General features: G+C 37.4%; 8 protein-coding genes and 1 pseudogene. All 9 read right to left on the bottom strand.

Translation table 11 applies throughout. The features are described from left to right. Positions 1 to 290: 290 nt before the first annotated feature. On the bottom strand, positions 291 to 3,293 hold the full coding sequence (locus ALW18_02500) for a hypothetical protein (GenBank protein AOE51488.1): 3,003 nt from the start codon (positions 3,291 to 3,293) through the stop codon (positions 291 to 293). A gap of 60 nt (positions 3,294 to 3,353) precedes the next feature. Beyond that, positions 3,354 to 5,450 carry a hypothetical protein gene (locus ALW18_02495; GenBank protein AOE51487.1) on the bottom strand — a complete coding sequence of 699 codons (2,097 nt, stop codon included), beginning with the start codon at positions 5,448 to 5,450 and terminating at the stop codon, positions 3,354 to 3,356. Between the two features lie 26 nt (positions 5,451 to 5,476). After that, positions 5,477 to 6,799, bottom strand: coding sequence for a hypothetical protein (locus ALW18_02490; GenBank protein ID AOE51486.1), 1,323 nt, complete (start codon positions 6,797 to 6,799; stop codon positions 5,477 to 5,479). Positions 6,800 to 6,835: 36 nt separating this feature from the next. Continuing rightward, a complete protein-coding gene (locus ALW18_02485) occupies positions 6,836 to 7,708 on the bottom strand; it encodes a hypothetical protein (protein ID AOE51485.1) in 873 nt (290 codons plus the stop codon). 129 nt (positions 7,709 to 7,837) lie between these two features. Continuing rightward, on the bottom strand, positions 7,838 to 9,784 hold the full coding sequence (locus tag ALW18_02480; protein AOE51484.1) for a hypothetical protein: 1,947 nt from the start codon (positions 9,782 to 9,784) through the stop codon (positions 7,838 to 7,840). A gap of 41 nt (positions 9,785 to 9,825) precedes the next feature. Then, the gene (locus tag ALW18_02475; GenBank protein AOE51483.1) at positions 9,826 to 10,770 is read right to left on the bottom strand and encodes a hypothetical protein; all 945 of its coding nucleotides are present in this window, start codon (positions 10,768 to 10,770) and stop codon (positions 9,826 to 9,828) included. A gap of 11 nt (positions 10,771 to 10,781) precedes the next feature. Next, positions 10,782 to 12,029, bottom strand: a complete 1,248-nt coding sequence (locus ALW18_02470) for a hypothetical protein (GenBank protein ID AOE51482.1) — start codon at positions 12,027 to 12,029, stop codon at positions 10,782 to 10,784. Between the two features lie 88 nt (positions 12,030 to 12,117). Further along, positions 12,118 to 12,624, bottom strand: a pseudogene (locus ALW18_02465) (hypothetical protein). 1,806 nt (positions 12,625 to 14,430) lie between these two features. After that, the gene (locus tag ALW18_02460) at positions 14,431 to 15,195 is read right to left on the bottom strand and encodes a hypothetical protein (protein ID AOE51481.1); all 765 of its coding nucleotides are present in this window, start codon (positions 15,193 to 15,195) and stop codon (positions 14,431 to 14,433) included. Between the last annotated feature and the right edge of the window lie 160 nt (positions 15,196 to 15,355).

The following is a 15,355-nucleotide window of genomic DNA, read 5'->3' as shown; positions in this document are numbered from 1 at the left end:
GTGGGATATTACGGTAATTATAAACTTCAAGATACCTTGAAACTTAGGAATAATCTTCTAAATTATAATCTGCTAATTATTATAATGGTATTAGTGTGATAGCTACTATTGATCTGCCTCAAAAAAGTTGCCCCAAGTAATTAATTACTCAGGACAACTAACAAAGTGGGGGATATTACTGTTTTTAATGCATCAATATATTACATAACTCAAATATTAATTTTTCATGCATTAAGTTACTACGTTATGCCCTGGGGTAAATTTATTTTATAGCCAAGTAGGACATTTATCTAATTAAAAATACAACGTACACCTGCGCCATTAGATTTTGGAAAAGCATTCACTTCCCATGCGTTTTCATCAAAGAACAGTGCATTTGCATAGTCGTAGGCGTTGTCAATACGGGATACAGATGTCCAAAGATTTGTCTGAACGCCACGCCTGTAGAAAGGTCCGTTTGCTTCATTACCACGGCGTAATCCATTGAGTACAAATTTTAAATTAGTAGCCATAGCATTTCTACTGGTTACGGAAACATAATTTTCGAAATTATTTCTATTTGGTACTCTAAAACCATCAGGACACGGATTGTTTACGGCATCTAAACCGGACCATAGGTTGTAATTTGTACTTGCTCTCCAGTCAATTACTGAAGTCCATGTAACGGTGATAAAATTTGCGTGTGATGGTATATCGCTTTTTAGAGCAATAGTACCATATCTGGCGGTACTATTACAACAATCCGTCCAGTTTACAAGTTCGTGTCCATCGGGTTTTCTTCCCCACTGGAACATGCTGCCATAGGCTCTGTAGTCGGTAACAGATGTAGCATCTTGCCCAGGGTTAAAGTCGTCCTTTTCTAAATTTGTATAATCGGCACCCAAATTATGTCTTAACCATATCCTGCCATCTTCTCCCATAACAGGTGTATATATAAATCGATGCGTCGTAATGTTACCGGAACTGCTGTTATCCGGTAGATTAAACATTCTATCCGGTACACCGCTTATTCCTCTTAGCCTAAGCGTTCCGTCAGCTTTTGCATTATTGTAAGGAAATATAATGTTAGCTATTACTACACCAAGAGCATCATTACCCAAACCGGAGTTGATATCAAGTTTCTTAATGTTCAGTGTACCGCTAAGTGTTCTCACAGTTACGTATATCCTATTGGTGTTGGCTGTATATGTTTGAGATTCCCAGGATAATACGACATCTCGTGAAATTCCATCTTGTGTACGGCTAACGGCTACGCTTATAGGTTCTGAAATAAAAGCCGGCAACGTTCCACTTCCTGTAGTTGTAACAGGAAGCACAAATTTTATTCCGGTGGTTGTTACCCTTCCCTGGTAATCAATTGTGGGATCGGTTGAGCCGTCTGCGTTTACCGGTGTTAAGCTGGCTGTTGTGGTTGGCGCGGTATAGGGTAGGTAATCTGTATCATAAATTGAGGAAACAAGATGATAAAAGTTATTTTCGAGCGTAATATTTGTAGGTATCGTAAAGTCGATAGTAACTTTTACAGTACAGCTCTGTCCGCCAATGGTAATGGCAAAGTTTGCTGAACCTCCGGCAGATGGTGTACCTGTTAAGGTATACGTAAGGCTGCCGTTACCTGAAGCCAAATTTCCTGCAACCAGTCTTGCTGTCAGACCTGTTACACCTGTAGAAGTTATGGTTTGTGCAATGTAGCCACCACGATTACCGCCGGTGTAATTAACGGTAAAACTTGCAGTCGTAACTGCTGTGCCAGAACGTAATGTACCCGTTTGGGTTGCCCCGGCGCAGTTTAGCGTAGCAACTGTAGTAGGCGCAACTGTAGCACTTAAGGTACATGATTTACCACCAATAGTTATAGCAAAGTTTGCTGTTCCTCCAGTAGATGGTGTGCCCGCTATAGTATATGTAAGGGTACCACTACCTGTTGCCAGATTACCTGCGGCAAGGCTTGCTGTTAAACCTGTTACTCCTGTAGAGGTTATCGTCTGTGCAATATAGCCACCACCATTACCACCAGTGTAACTTATGGTTTTAGAAGCGCCGGAGGCTGCTAAACGTTCAACTAATGTACCTGCCTGCGTTCCACTTGTACAGTTTAGGGTAGCAACTGTAGTAGCAGCAACTGTAAAGCTAAGTGTACAGCTTTTCCCGCCAATGCTTATGGCAAAGTTAGCTATTCCTGAACTTGTTGGTGTCCCGGTTATAGTATATGTAAGGCTTCCGCTGCCTGTAGCAAAATTGCCTGCCGTAAGCCTTGCCGTAAGTCCGGTTACCCCTGTAGAGATCAGTGTTTGAGCACTATAGCTTCCGCCATTACCTCCTGTATAGCCAATAACAGCAGAAACACCCGAGGCCGCTACGCGCTCAACTAATGTACCGGTTTTAGTAGCTCCTGCACAGTTAAGCGTGGCAACTGTAGCATTATCAACCGTTAAGTTGAGGGTACAGTTTTTGCTTCCCAGGGCTATTGCAAAACTGGCAGTACCACTTGTTGTAGGTGTGCCTGTTATTGTATAGATTACTGAGCCGTTTCCTAATGCAAAAGTACCTGCCTGTAAGGTAGCGGTTAAGCCTGTTACGCCTGTAGATGCTATAGTTTGTGCAGGATACTTTTCCTCATTACCTCCTGCGTAAGGTAGTTCTAATGTTATTGAAGCGGGTAGGTTTCTTACTAATCCGCCTGACTGTGTTGCCCCAGCACAGTCTAGCGAGGTAACAGTACCAACAGACTGAAGGACGCTTCTTGTAAGAGTACAGGTGCGTCCGCCAATATTTATGGCAAAACTTGCTGTACCATAGCCTACTGGTTTGCCTGTTATAGTATACAGTAAAGTACCATTCCCGTTTACAAAATTTGTCGCATCGAGTGTAGCCGTTAATCCTGTTATACCCGTAGATGTAACGCTTTGCCCATGATGATATGTTCCGTCGCCGCCTGTGTATGCAATAACAGAATATACCCCCATTGCAGATTTATCATCTTTTAATATCCCGCTATTTTGAGATGCGGCGCAGTTAATGCCCGTTACAGTACCGTTTTTTCTGTAAATACAGTCTGACCAGTTTCCGTTTTGGTAAATTTTATAACATTTTGAGGATTCAATATACACTATCATCCCATCCTGAGGATCGGTTATCAATGCGGTATTATTTATCCTAGGTAGTAGTAAAACCTTATCGGCAGACATTAAATCTAATATCGCACTCTCATTTGGTGTTACGGTACCTATACCGGTTTGGGCAGATAACTGGCCAACAACCATAATTAAGAACAGCAGTAATTCTTTTTTCATCATTTTACTTTTTAAAGCCCGTATTTTCTATAGTATATAAGTTGTATTGTATTTAAATTTTTAATTCATAATGCAACGAACATTAGCACCATGAATTCTAGGAGAGGTTATAAGAGTTGGAGGATTAGATCCGTTATCTGCACGAATTAAATAATACAGAGCTTCGGGTAAAGTGGCATCAGCCTGATTTGGAGAACTCGACCAATAATGGCCTTCGGTTCCAACGTACAGAAAACCTGCCGTATTACCTCTTCGATATCCACCATACATGAATTTTAAATTATTCATCATGTCTGTACCGGATGATATTCCAGATGTAGTATTGTAGTTGGAAAAGTCGGTGTTTGTAGGAACTCTAAACCCTTTTGGACAAGGATTATTAGCAGCTGCTTCTGTAGACCATAATGTATTGCTAACAGTAGTCCTCCAATCGTTATTAGTATTATCATATATAAAATTAGCATGTGTCGGCGCATTTGTACGTGTAGTAGTTGTGCCATATACACTCACACCTGCGGTAGAACTTGTCCAATTTATAAGTTCATGGCCATCGGGTCTCCTTCCAAATTGAAATAAACTGCCATATGCCTTGTTATCTGTAATAGTCACCACCTGTTGTCCGGGATTAAATATGCCCGTTTTATCTAAATTGGCATAATCTGCACCTAAATCATTTTTAAGCCATATTTTTTTATCTTCACCCATTACTGGAGCATATATATAGCGGTGTGTTGTTGTGCTTCCGGCATTATCCGCGACATTAAACATTCGGTCAGGTATACCGCTTACAGCTCTAAGGGCCAAAGTAGTTGTAGTATTAGCATTGTTGTAAGGGTAGGTAAGAGCACCTAAAACTACCCCGAGCGCGTTGCTGCCAAAACCGGAATTAATATCCATTTTTTTAACATTTAAAGTACTGCCAACAGCTTTTATAGTGACTGTAATTGTTTTAGTACTTACTGTATATGGCTGACTAGCCCATGATAGCACAACCTCACGGGCGATACCATCTTGTGTTAGCCCTGCAGGTATGGTAACAGGTTTGGTTATATAAGCGGGTAATGTTCCGCTACCGGTGGCTTTTACAGGAAGCGAAAATGTTATTCCGGCTGTGGTAACGCTGCCCTGGATATCAACTGTAGTGTCTGGTACTCCATCTGCATTCGATGCTGATGTAGTTGCAGCAGATGTAGGAAAGCTATATGGCAGGTAATCTGTATCATAAATAGACGAAAGAAGATATGCAAATCCCTGCTCAAGGGTTATGGTTGTAGGTATTACGATACCTACAATAATATTAACAGTACAGCTTTGGCCGCCGACAGATAGGTTGAAGTTGGCAGATCCTGCCATATTAGGTGTACCTGTTATTGTATATGTAAGCTGACCGTTTCCTGCTGCAAAACTACCTGCCTGCAATGTTGCTGTTAGTCCTGTTACTCCTGTAGATGGTAAGGTTTGCGCAGCATACTCACCTTCGTTACCGCCTGTGTAACTAACGGTAAAAGCGGCACTTGTTGTTGCTGTACCTGCGTTTAATGTACCAGCCTGAGTTACGCCTGCACAGTTTAATGACGCAATTGTACCTATAGCTGGCAATACTTTTCTTGTAATGGTACAGGCTTGTCCGCCTAAATTAACTGCAAAAGTTGCTGTTCCGTAACTTACAGGGGTACCTGTAATACTATATACTAGTGTTCCATCTCCGTTTACAAAGTTTGAAGCACTAAGGGCAGCTGTTAGTCCTGTCACTCCGGTTGAAGCAACACTTTGCCCGTTGTGCCTTGCCCCATTACCACCTGAATAAGCAATAACAGAAAATGTATCCTGTGCAGCTATCCCTTCTTTTAGAGATCCGCTATCCAGGATGCCAGAACAATTAATACCAGTTATAATTCCATCCAATGCGTAAATACAGTCAGACCATAAATTATTTTGAAAAACCTTTATGCATTGGGAAGACTTATCGTATATAACCATACCATTTGCAGGTGTGTTAATTACACCGATATTATCTACCCTGGGAAGAAGCAATGCTTTATCTGCAGCATTAAGATCCAAGATGGTATTTTGCTGAGGAGTTACCGTACCTATACCGGTTTGGGCAAAAATTAATTTTCCGAAAAAAAGTAATAGTACAAGTAATGTCTTTTTCATATTTTTATCTTTTGAATTGCAAATAGTTAATATCTGTTACTAAGCCAGGCCTCTGCCTGTGCCAGATTTTCCGGCTTTTGTATTATTTTTAAATTTTTATCCAGTAGAAATAGAGTAGGGGTAGCAAACACATGATACTCTTTTGCAGTTTTTGTTTCCCATCCTTTTCCACCATACACAGTAACAAAAGGTGAATCTTTAAAGAAATCAGAATATGCTTTTGGATCTTTATCCAACGATATATAGACAATTTCCATATTGTAATTATCTTTTAACTCTTTATATTTTTCAATAAGTAATGGGTATTCTTCCTGGCACATCGGACACGTGCTGGCTCCAAATATTACAAGCTTATAATCATTGTCTAATTTTAAAAGATTACTTTTTTCTGATAGGTTAATGTTAGGTGCCAAATTACCAATACTCATTTTTCGGTATTGTTCATAACGGTCTATCTGTTTTTCATCTATTATGCATTTATCGTTATTAAGCATATAAGTGGCAAGAAAAGCAGCTGGTTCTATTTGATTTCTTTGTTCAAGAAACTTAAACCACATGTCGCTTACCGCTGTCATCACTTCTTGTTTATTAGTTAAGTTATTCATGACATGAGATATAGCGGCAGTAAGATGTTTTGACCCCACATTTTTACCTAACGATTCGCACAGCTGCGTATATCCTTCAATTATATCTTTTAGTAAACCGGATGTAAGCAGATCCTGATCACCAAAATCGATAGAAGAGAAATAAGCCTCATGTGTCAAAAATCGGTCTGTATATTTCTGTGCCGTCTGAGGCATGTCAGAAATGAAGCCACGCCATTGTAAATATTTTTTTGCGTACATCTTGTCGCTTACACGATCTATAAAACGGCTATACTGTAGTTTAACGGTGTCGAGTTCTGTTTTAAAAAAATGATTTTTTACAGGATCGTTTTTATATAATGTTTCTAAATATTCAAGCCCAAGTTGTTTAGATGCTGCGCTTTGATATATTTCCATTCCATCTGCGAAAAACTGATTTTCGGGACTGTCAATATATAATGTCTTAAAATCGTTTTCATCAGTCCAAAGAACATTTACATTCTCATTATTTATCAGCAATACTACTTTATTCACATCGTCAACCTGTAAGACTGAAGCTCCTCTGTATTTGGAATCAAAATTTAAAGTAAATTTTCCAAGACTATCTGCTATTGCAGATCCAATAATAAACTCATTAAACGTATCATTACCCTTGATAGATATTTTTTGTTTTGCAAAAGCAGCTCCTGAACCGGTAACAGATTTGTACTGTGCGTAAATATTGCTACTTACTAAAACTAAAAGATATAAAACTGTTTGCCTCATGTTACAATAGTTGTTTGTTATCAATTGACTTATTTTCTAAGGTGCTACAGTTATGTTTATGGTACAGTTTTTACCACCTATGTTAACAGCAAAAGCCGCAGTTCCGGCAGAGGAAGGGGTACCAGTAATAACATAGTTAAGTATACCACCATTATATGTTAATGAACCTGCCGAAAGAGTCGCAGTGAGACCTGTAACTCCTGTAGAGTTGATCGTCTGAGTGTCATACTCACCGCCATTATTTTCTGAGTAGGTAATTGTAAAAGATGCGCCTGAAGTAGGTACACCATTTCGAAATGTTCCGCTAGTACTCGATTCTGCACAATTAAGAGTTGTTATCTTCGGCGCTGGCAATATGGTACGAATCAGGCTGCACGTTTTTCCGCCAATGTTTATTGCAAAACTTGCTTCTCCCGGACCTGAGGGGATTCCTGTAATATTGAAAACTAATGTTCCGTCACCATTAATAAAATTTCCTGCTCCCAATGTAGCCGTTAATCCGGTTATACCGGTTGATGATACGCTTTGTCCATGATGCTGTTTACCATTACCTCCAAAATAACGCATTACTGTATACGCTAAAGATGCTGTACCTTCTTTTAATTTACCGTAACTAGACATTCCCGAACAATCAATAGAAGTTATTGTTCCCGGAAGTGTATATATACAGTCAGACCATGCTCCATCCTGATACATCTTAATGCATGATGTTGATGTATCAAATACTATCATGCCATTTTTAGGATTTGCAAGCGTACCGGCATTGTTGACTCTTGATAGTAATAAAGCTTTATTAGGAGATGACAAATCCAATATTGCGCTTTGCTGTGGTGTTGCTGTACCTATTCCCGATTGTGACAGGCATAACTGGGTTATAAAAAGTAACAGTATAGGTAGTATTTTTTTCATTTTTAATTTCAATTTATGTTTTATAACAGTACCACTATAATCTACCTCTGAGAATGAGGTTTACGGTACAAAATATATCATTCAGAAATCTTTTGTATTTATACATTTTTGCTTTTAAATGCCTCAGGTTTAGTGTGTCACAACAAAATCTATTCTTCTGTTGAGTCTGTGTTCTTTTTCGCTGCATTCGATACCATCTTTACATTGATTAGTAATTTTAGTCTCTCCATAGCCCACAGGATGAAGCCTTTTCTTTGCCACTCCATTTTTAGTTAGCCACTTTACCACTGCATCCGCTCTCCTGGCTGATAATTTAAGGTTATAATCATCGCTTCCGCGTACGTCTGTATGTGCTTCCACATTAACCATTATTTTAGGATACTTAGTCATAAACATTAATACTTTGGCTAAATCAGCTTCAGCCAGAGAATTTAAATCCCATTTGTTAAGCTCAAAGTATAGATCGTGAGTATTAAGTATTTCGTTTAGATTGGTTCCCGCCGTTACATTAGTATAATTTTTTACAAGGCTCTGCTGAAGCTTAAGAGCTTCGGGTTCTGTGTTTGAAACTGTTGTAAAAAATTCTACTGTCTCATAGCCTGTCATTTCAACTTTTAGCCTATATGTGCCATATCCTAATCTACCCAAGGCATAGGAGCCAGCTTCTTTTGATTGTGTTTCAAGTATTCTGGTATACTGATTATCGTATAGTGTTATTTTTGCACCGGTAATTGGCAGGTTTGTTGTAACTTCATTTATATTGCCTGAGATTAATTTACTTTGGCCTGCATCTTCCTTTAAACTTTTAGTTTCCTTAATTTTGTAGATGTTATCAGAACCATATTTATCTTTTTTGTTCGATGTAAAGTAGCCATCTTTACTTACACTGTTAATTATAAATCCAAAATCATCTTCTGTGCTATTAACAGGCTTTCCAACATTAACAGGCTGACTTAGCGTTCCGTTAGGATAAATAATAGCCCGGTATATATCGAGCCCACCCATTCCCGGATAGCCATTAGAAGAAAAGTAAAGTTCATTAGCTTCTGAGATAAAAGGAAAAGTTTCTCTTCCTTCTGTATTTATTGCCGAACCAAGATTTTCAGGTTTACCATATGTTCCGTCTGATTTAATAACTGCTCTGTATAGATCTGATTCTCCAAAACTACCGGAACGGTCTGATGAAAAATATAATGTTTTTTCGTCTGGACTCAGAGCCGGATGTGCATTGTTACTACCTTTTTGGTCAATTGGTACTTCTAAGACATTTGTCCATGAACCTTTATCATTTAAAGTAGCCTTTAATAATACAAGGGTCTTTATACCTTTATCTTTGCCCTTTCTTCCGGAATAGGTGTTAGCGGTGAAATACATTACTTTTCCATCTTTTGTAAAAACGGCACTAGATTGGTGAAATTCAGAGTTAAGATTTTCGCTAAGTAAATGTACGTCTCCGTAATTGCCATTTTCAGCTATATTAGAAATATATAAATTTGAAAATGGCTCATTAGACCATTTATCAATTTTAGGTTTGCGTTTACCAGGAATAGGCCTATTTGATGTAAATACGATACTCTCACCAAAGAACGCAGGCGAATAATCAGAATGATCAGAATTGAGATCAAGGCTTCTTATATCATATCGATTAGAATTTTCATCTATAAGGGTTAGATAATCTGAATTACTTGTAAATATTCTTCCGCGCTGATCGTTAGAGTTCTGACTAATGAATATATCCATCATTTTGTCTGCATTTGTGAAATCTCCCAGGGATTTTAGACAGAGGGAATACCTGTAATAATACTCTGAATTGGGATTCGGATTCTCTTCGAAGAGTTCCTTATAATATTTTGCTGCCTGCGTGTAGTCGCCTGTAAAATAATAAGAATCTGCTAATCGCTGAAACAATTCAGGAGATCTATACCCTTCCTTAACTACTTTTTCATAGGTTCCTATAGCGTCTATGAAAGCGTAGTCCTGAAATTGAGAGTCTGCCTTTTCAACTTTATTTTTTTGAGAATATACCCTTGGAATTAAAGCAATACAAACTATTATATATAGTAATATGTGTCTCATTTATAATGGATTAAAAATCGCAGTAATTAATGCAATTGTATTTAAAAGAATCTCGGGGACATTATTTTACCTAAATTCCTATTGTTTATAATTTCAAATCGTAAGAAAACTTCATGGGATCCTGAGTTGTAGTCTCCAAGGTTTTTTGTATCTGCATCGTACGAGTAACCGAAGAAAAAGGAATCTGTAATCTGAAATCCGGCCATAGCACTTATTGCGGCATCCCATCGATACGCAACTCCAAAAGATATCTTATCATGCACAATCATGTTAGTACTCAGATCAACTTGTAGCGGTGATCCGGCTACTACTTTAGTTAGCATTGTAGGCTTTAGCCTTAAACTCTCCGAAAGGTCAAAAACATAGCCTCCCATTACATAGTAGCTTACCTTGTCCAATACAATCGACTGTGAATTGCCTTCATAAAATTTAGTTTCCAGAAAATTTGGTATTGAAAGTCCTGCATAATATTTATCGCCGTAAACATAAACTCCGGCACCAATATTTGGTGAGAATCTGTCCTCTATATTATAGCGAAAGCGCGGGTCATCGTCCCTTATGTTTAATTTACTATAGTCTACGTTATATAAATCAGCCGTTCCCTTCAATCCAAAAGATAAGTGGTTATCGTAACCATATCCAAAATCAATTTTATATGAAAAGTCAACAGAAATACTGTTTAAGTCTGATGGACCAATACGGTCATTTATAAAAGATAGTCCAAGACCAACTTTTGAATCTTCACGGACAGGTGCGTGAATTGAAAAAGCCCCAGTACTGGGTGCTCCGTCCAGGCCAATCCACTGCGCTCTGTATCCTCCAAAAATACTTGTCATGCCACGTGAACCTGCATAAGCGGGATTAATGATTGTCGTATTATACATATACTGGGTAAACTGGGCCTCACGTTGTGCCCAGGTAATACCAGATTGCAGTACAAGTAGGAGTAGGGTTACCTTAAAACGATATTTTAGCTTAGTATTCATTATATATTTTGTTAGTCGTTGTTGAGATACAAATAGCCAGATTTCTTATCTGTTTTTGTTTTTCCGTCTTCCGTGTACTGGTATTGAATAATGTAAAAGTATGTTCCTGTCTGTAGTTTTCCATCACGATTAAGCGTCGCCCTTCCCTCTGAAATACCCCTAAATACATTGTCAGAAGAGCCGTAATTAGTTGTCTCGAAAACTTTAACTCCCCAACGGTTAAATATTTCTACAGTGTTATTTGGATATTTCTCTAAGTTTCCAATAACGAAATAGTCGTTTTTCCCATCTCCGTCAGGGCTGACAGCATTATAAATGTCAAGCATCGGAAGAATGGTAGGAATTGTTACTCGTGCAATGGTAAAAATTCCATACCCTGACACATGTGTAGGGGTAGTAATCGTTTTGTTTGCGATATCGACAATACCTCCTTCGTCCAACCACTTTTTTGTTTGTGAATCCCAGCGTACTATGTGAACATTGTTTTCATTTAATCCTGCTAACAATTGTTGCGATGTGGTACTATTATTCCATGATAATGTCAGTACCATTTCGACATTTGGTGCTATACCTTCAATTTTCCAATATTCAGTATCATTAATAAATTCAATTGTATTTCCCGAAACGTTAGCATGTGGAAATTCAGTATTAGAGTTTTCTAAACTATATTTCGAAATAATTTTATCAGTAACGTTTAAAGTTGCAATAGCTGCCTGTCTGTAAAATCCATTACTTCCTATAGGGAAGGTAAAGGCATCCTGGCCTCTTTTTTCGACTGATCCACTGACAAAGCTATCATCAGCCATATTAAAACTAGACGATCCCTGATCAAATGTTACATACCCTCCTAATGAGCTATTGTCTACAATACCATTAATAAAGTCAGCGGTACCAAATATTTTTAAATCGCCACCAAGGCGGAAAGCCGGTTGAGAAGCTGTATTATTAAATTGAACGTTATACAATTCAATAGGTAACCCACCAACAATAGATTGAGGAGTTTTGCCATTTAGAAATACAAAACTTTCAACACCGGTTGTAAAGGTAAATAAGCCCTCATTTCGTATGTTTTTATAAAAGTATAATTCTCCATCATTAATAAAATCTGCGGCGTTGCTATTAATAAAGTCAGAGTGTACCGATACTTTAGTGTCGGTTGACACTGCTACCTCTCCTAAATTTATAGTTTGTGCGTTAAGAGAATAAACGTTAATGAATACAAGAGTAATTAGATAAAACTGGAGCGAATTTTTTTTCATTCTTTAAGGTTATTAGTTGTCTACCTTTAAATATGTGGCGGATAAATAGGAATAATCTGGTACGGTTAACGTACCAGATTACCAGTTGTTATTTTTTTAAAATAACCTTTTCCAGTTCCAGCATCCTTTGATCCATTTCTTTAATTTGAGCTTTAAGCTCATTGATCTGGTCGTTTTTGACTTTTATTTCTTTTTGCTGAGCAATAGTATGTAGGTATAATTCCTCAACTTTTTCTAAGACCTGAATTGAAAGCTCTGATATATTTACCATGTAGTCGCCTTTCTCATTCTTATTTAATTCGTTGATACCTGTTACACCCGGTAAGTGTTTGTTAGCATTTATGTAAGCTTCAACTTCTGAAAGTGATTTAAAAGAATACTCTTTATTTAGCTCCGAAAATCCATCAAAATAATCTTCAAACACATAATCGGCATAAATTGAATTTGTAGTCAAGATAGCACCATTCACAGCAAGTTTTACAGCTGTATTAGTTGTACCTAACATATTATCTGTACCTATACCAACCATACCTGTACTGTATATGTTATCGGTATTTAAAGTCGCTTTATCTGTAGTTCCTTGTATAAACCAAGGCTCAACCGCCTTTACATAAAGAGCTCCATCTGTACCTGCAATAAGTGAATTTTCAGCATCTGCAGAAACCAGTTGAATAGCCGGATTATCTTCCAGTTCATTAGTATACTCCAGTTGACCTGCAGCTAAGGCTAATTTTGTATTAGTATCTACAAGAGGCAGAGTGGTATCATTCCCGTCTTCATCAGAATAGGTCAGTGTATTTGTCACACCGTCATAGGCAAGAGTTGTTGTAGTCTCAAGGTCTTTAACAATAGGGGCTAGGTCTATTGCTGTAGGCTGCTCTTCTTCGTCTGTATACGTTAGGTTTTTAGTGACATTGTCATAACCAAGGGTAGTAAGTACATCCTCTTCCAATGTAATTACAGTATTGTTCCCATCTTCATCAGAATAAGTCAACTTATTCGTGAGATCATCATAGGCAAGAGTTGTTGTAGTCTCAAGGTCTTTAACAATAGTCTCAAGGTTTATTGATGTAGCCTGCTCTTCTTCATCTGTATATGTCAGGTTTTTACTAACATTGTCATAACCAAGAGTAGTGAGTACATCCTCTTCCAATGTAATTACCGTATTGTTCCCATCTTCATCAGAATAGGTCAACTTATTCGTAAGATCATCATAGGCAAGAGTTGTTGTAGTCTCGAGGTCTTTAACAATAGTCTCAAGGTTTATTGTTGTAGGCAGCTCTTCTTCATCTGTATATGTTAGGTTTTTACTAACATTGTCATAGCCAAGGGTAGTAAGCACGTCTTCTTCCAATGTAATTACAGTATTGTTCCCGTCTTCATCAGAATAAGTCAACTTATTCGTGAGATCATCATAGGCAAGAGTTGTTGTAGTCTCAAGGTCTTTAACAATAGGCTCAAGGTTTATTGCTGTGAGCTGCTCTTCTTCGTCTGTATATGTCAGGTTTTTACTAACATTGTCATAGCCAAGTGTAGTAAGCACGTCTTCTTCCAATGTAATTACAGTATTGTTCCCGTCTTCATCAGAATAAGTCAACTTATTCGTGAGATCATCATAGGCAAGAGTTGTTGTAGTCTCAAGGTCTTTAACGATAGGATCAAGGTTTATTGCTGTGGGCTGCTCTTCTTCGTCAGTATACGTTAAATTTTTAGTAACACTACTATAACCAATAGTAGTAAGAACATCCGGAGCCAACGGTAAAACGTTAGGCTGTCCATTCTCGTCAGTATATGTTATAGTGTTTGCAACATCGTCATAAGTCAGAGTTGTTACAGTTTCTAAATCGTCGACGATAGTTTTAAGATTAATATTAGTCGCAACACCCTCCTCATCAGTATATGTTAAAAAGTTGGTTGTCGTGTCATAATTTAATGTTGTTAAAATTTCGTCGTCAGCATTAAGAATTTGTTTCCACTTATTGCTATCCCAATAATAAAATCCAGGGACTATATCGGTACCAACTGTTGCGGTATTATAAACAAGCAAACCGTTTGGCAACGAAGTTGCAGGAGCTCCAAGTGCGTCTGTTATAGGCGCGCGTGAAGTAATAGACGATAAAGCTACGCGTGTAGTTAAAATACCTTTTGTTGGAGCCTGAACCTCTAGCTGGCTCGTTGGGTCTGGCGTAGTAGTGCCAATACCAACCTGTGAATAAGCTGCATATCCGCTAAGTAGGAGAGCAGCAACCGATAATAATTTTTTGTTCATGTTAAAAAGTGTTAATTATATATAACTATTGTTCCTGGGGTAAAAATTTATTTCTACTTTTATAGCATTATAGAGCAAAATTATCGTGTCACTTTTCTAGTATTGGTATCAGTGTAATACCTTGCGGTCATTTTAATTATGATTCTGTTTGTTTTTTTGCGGAAAACATTCAAAAAAAAATTGTGCTGCCTCTGAAACATTAGTAAACTCCATATCAAAAAATGAAGAAATTTTTTCCAATATTTTTCTATTTAGCTTATAAACAGCGGCTTTAGTCTTATTTTGAAGTGTCGCAATTTCTTCTGCTGAAAGTTTTTGAATTATATTTTCCAAATTGCTGCTTTCTTGTTTAGTGAAAATGTTAGGTGTTGCTAGTTTTTCGACAATATTTTTAGAAAGCTGTTCATCCTTTTTGTAATTAAATAAAACCTCAATTTTATAAGGTTCATTATTATATTTTTTAATAGGTATATTTACAAACTGTAAGCCGTACATAGCATTATTAATCCTCAAGGGAGTTATTGACTGTTTGACGTAATAATATTCGTCAGCTAATTTGAGCGGCAGTAATATTTCAAAAGTTATATGATTGCGTAAAAGATTTTGCTGGCTAGGATATTTAGTCAATATGTATTGCAGAAGATCAATATGGGTTTGTAAAAATGGTTGTTTGACCAATTTTATAAATTCCATAAAGCTAATGTTTATAAGATGTGCATAAAGCCCAAATATTTCTGTCTTTCCAATAAATCTGAACTTCTCATCAGCTAACATTAGCTGCCAGCTAAGATTTTCAGGGATAAATTCCATATCAAACGGTTTTACCTGATTCTGTACTTCGGGGTATTTATTTTCCTTAAGTGAGGAAAAAAGGCTGGATAGATTTTTTCGATTCATTTACTTATGGGGTTGTAAATTTGTATTGAACTACTTGTAAAGTGTTTTATGCAAGTGTTTTTTGTGTTGGGATTTCCCGAATATTTCAAATTTAGCATTGGGAGAATACGTTTAAGTTATCAGGCTGATAGTTTATTTGCAGACACTAATTGGATTTAAT

It is taken from the genome of Flavobacterium psychrophilum (assembly GCA_001708385.1).
Taxonomy (GTDB): domain Bacteria; phylum Bacteroidota; class Bacteroidia; order Flavobacteriales; family Flavobacteriaceae; genus Flavobacterium; species Flavobacterium psychrophilum_A.
Note: the sequence above shows the minus strand (reverse complement) of the source record. Positions and strands in the feature narration are given on the sequence as shown.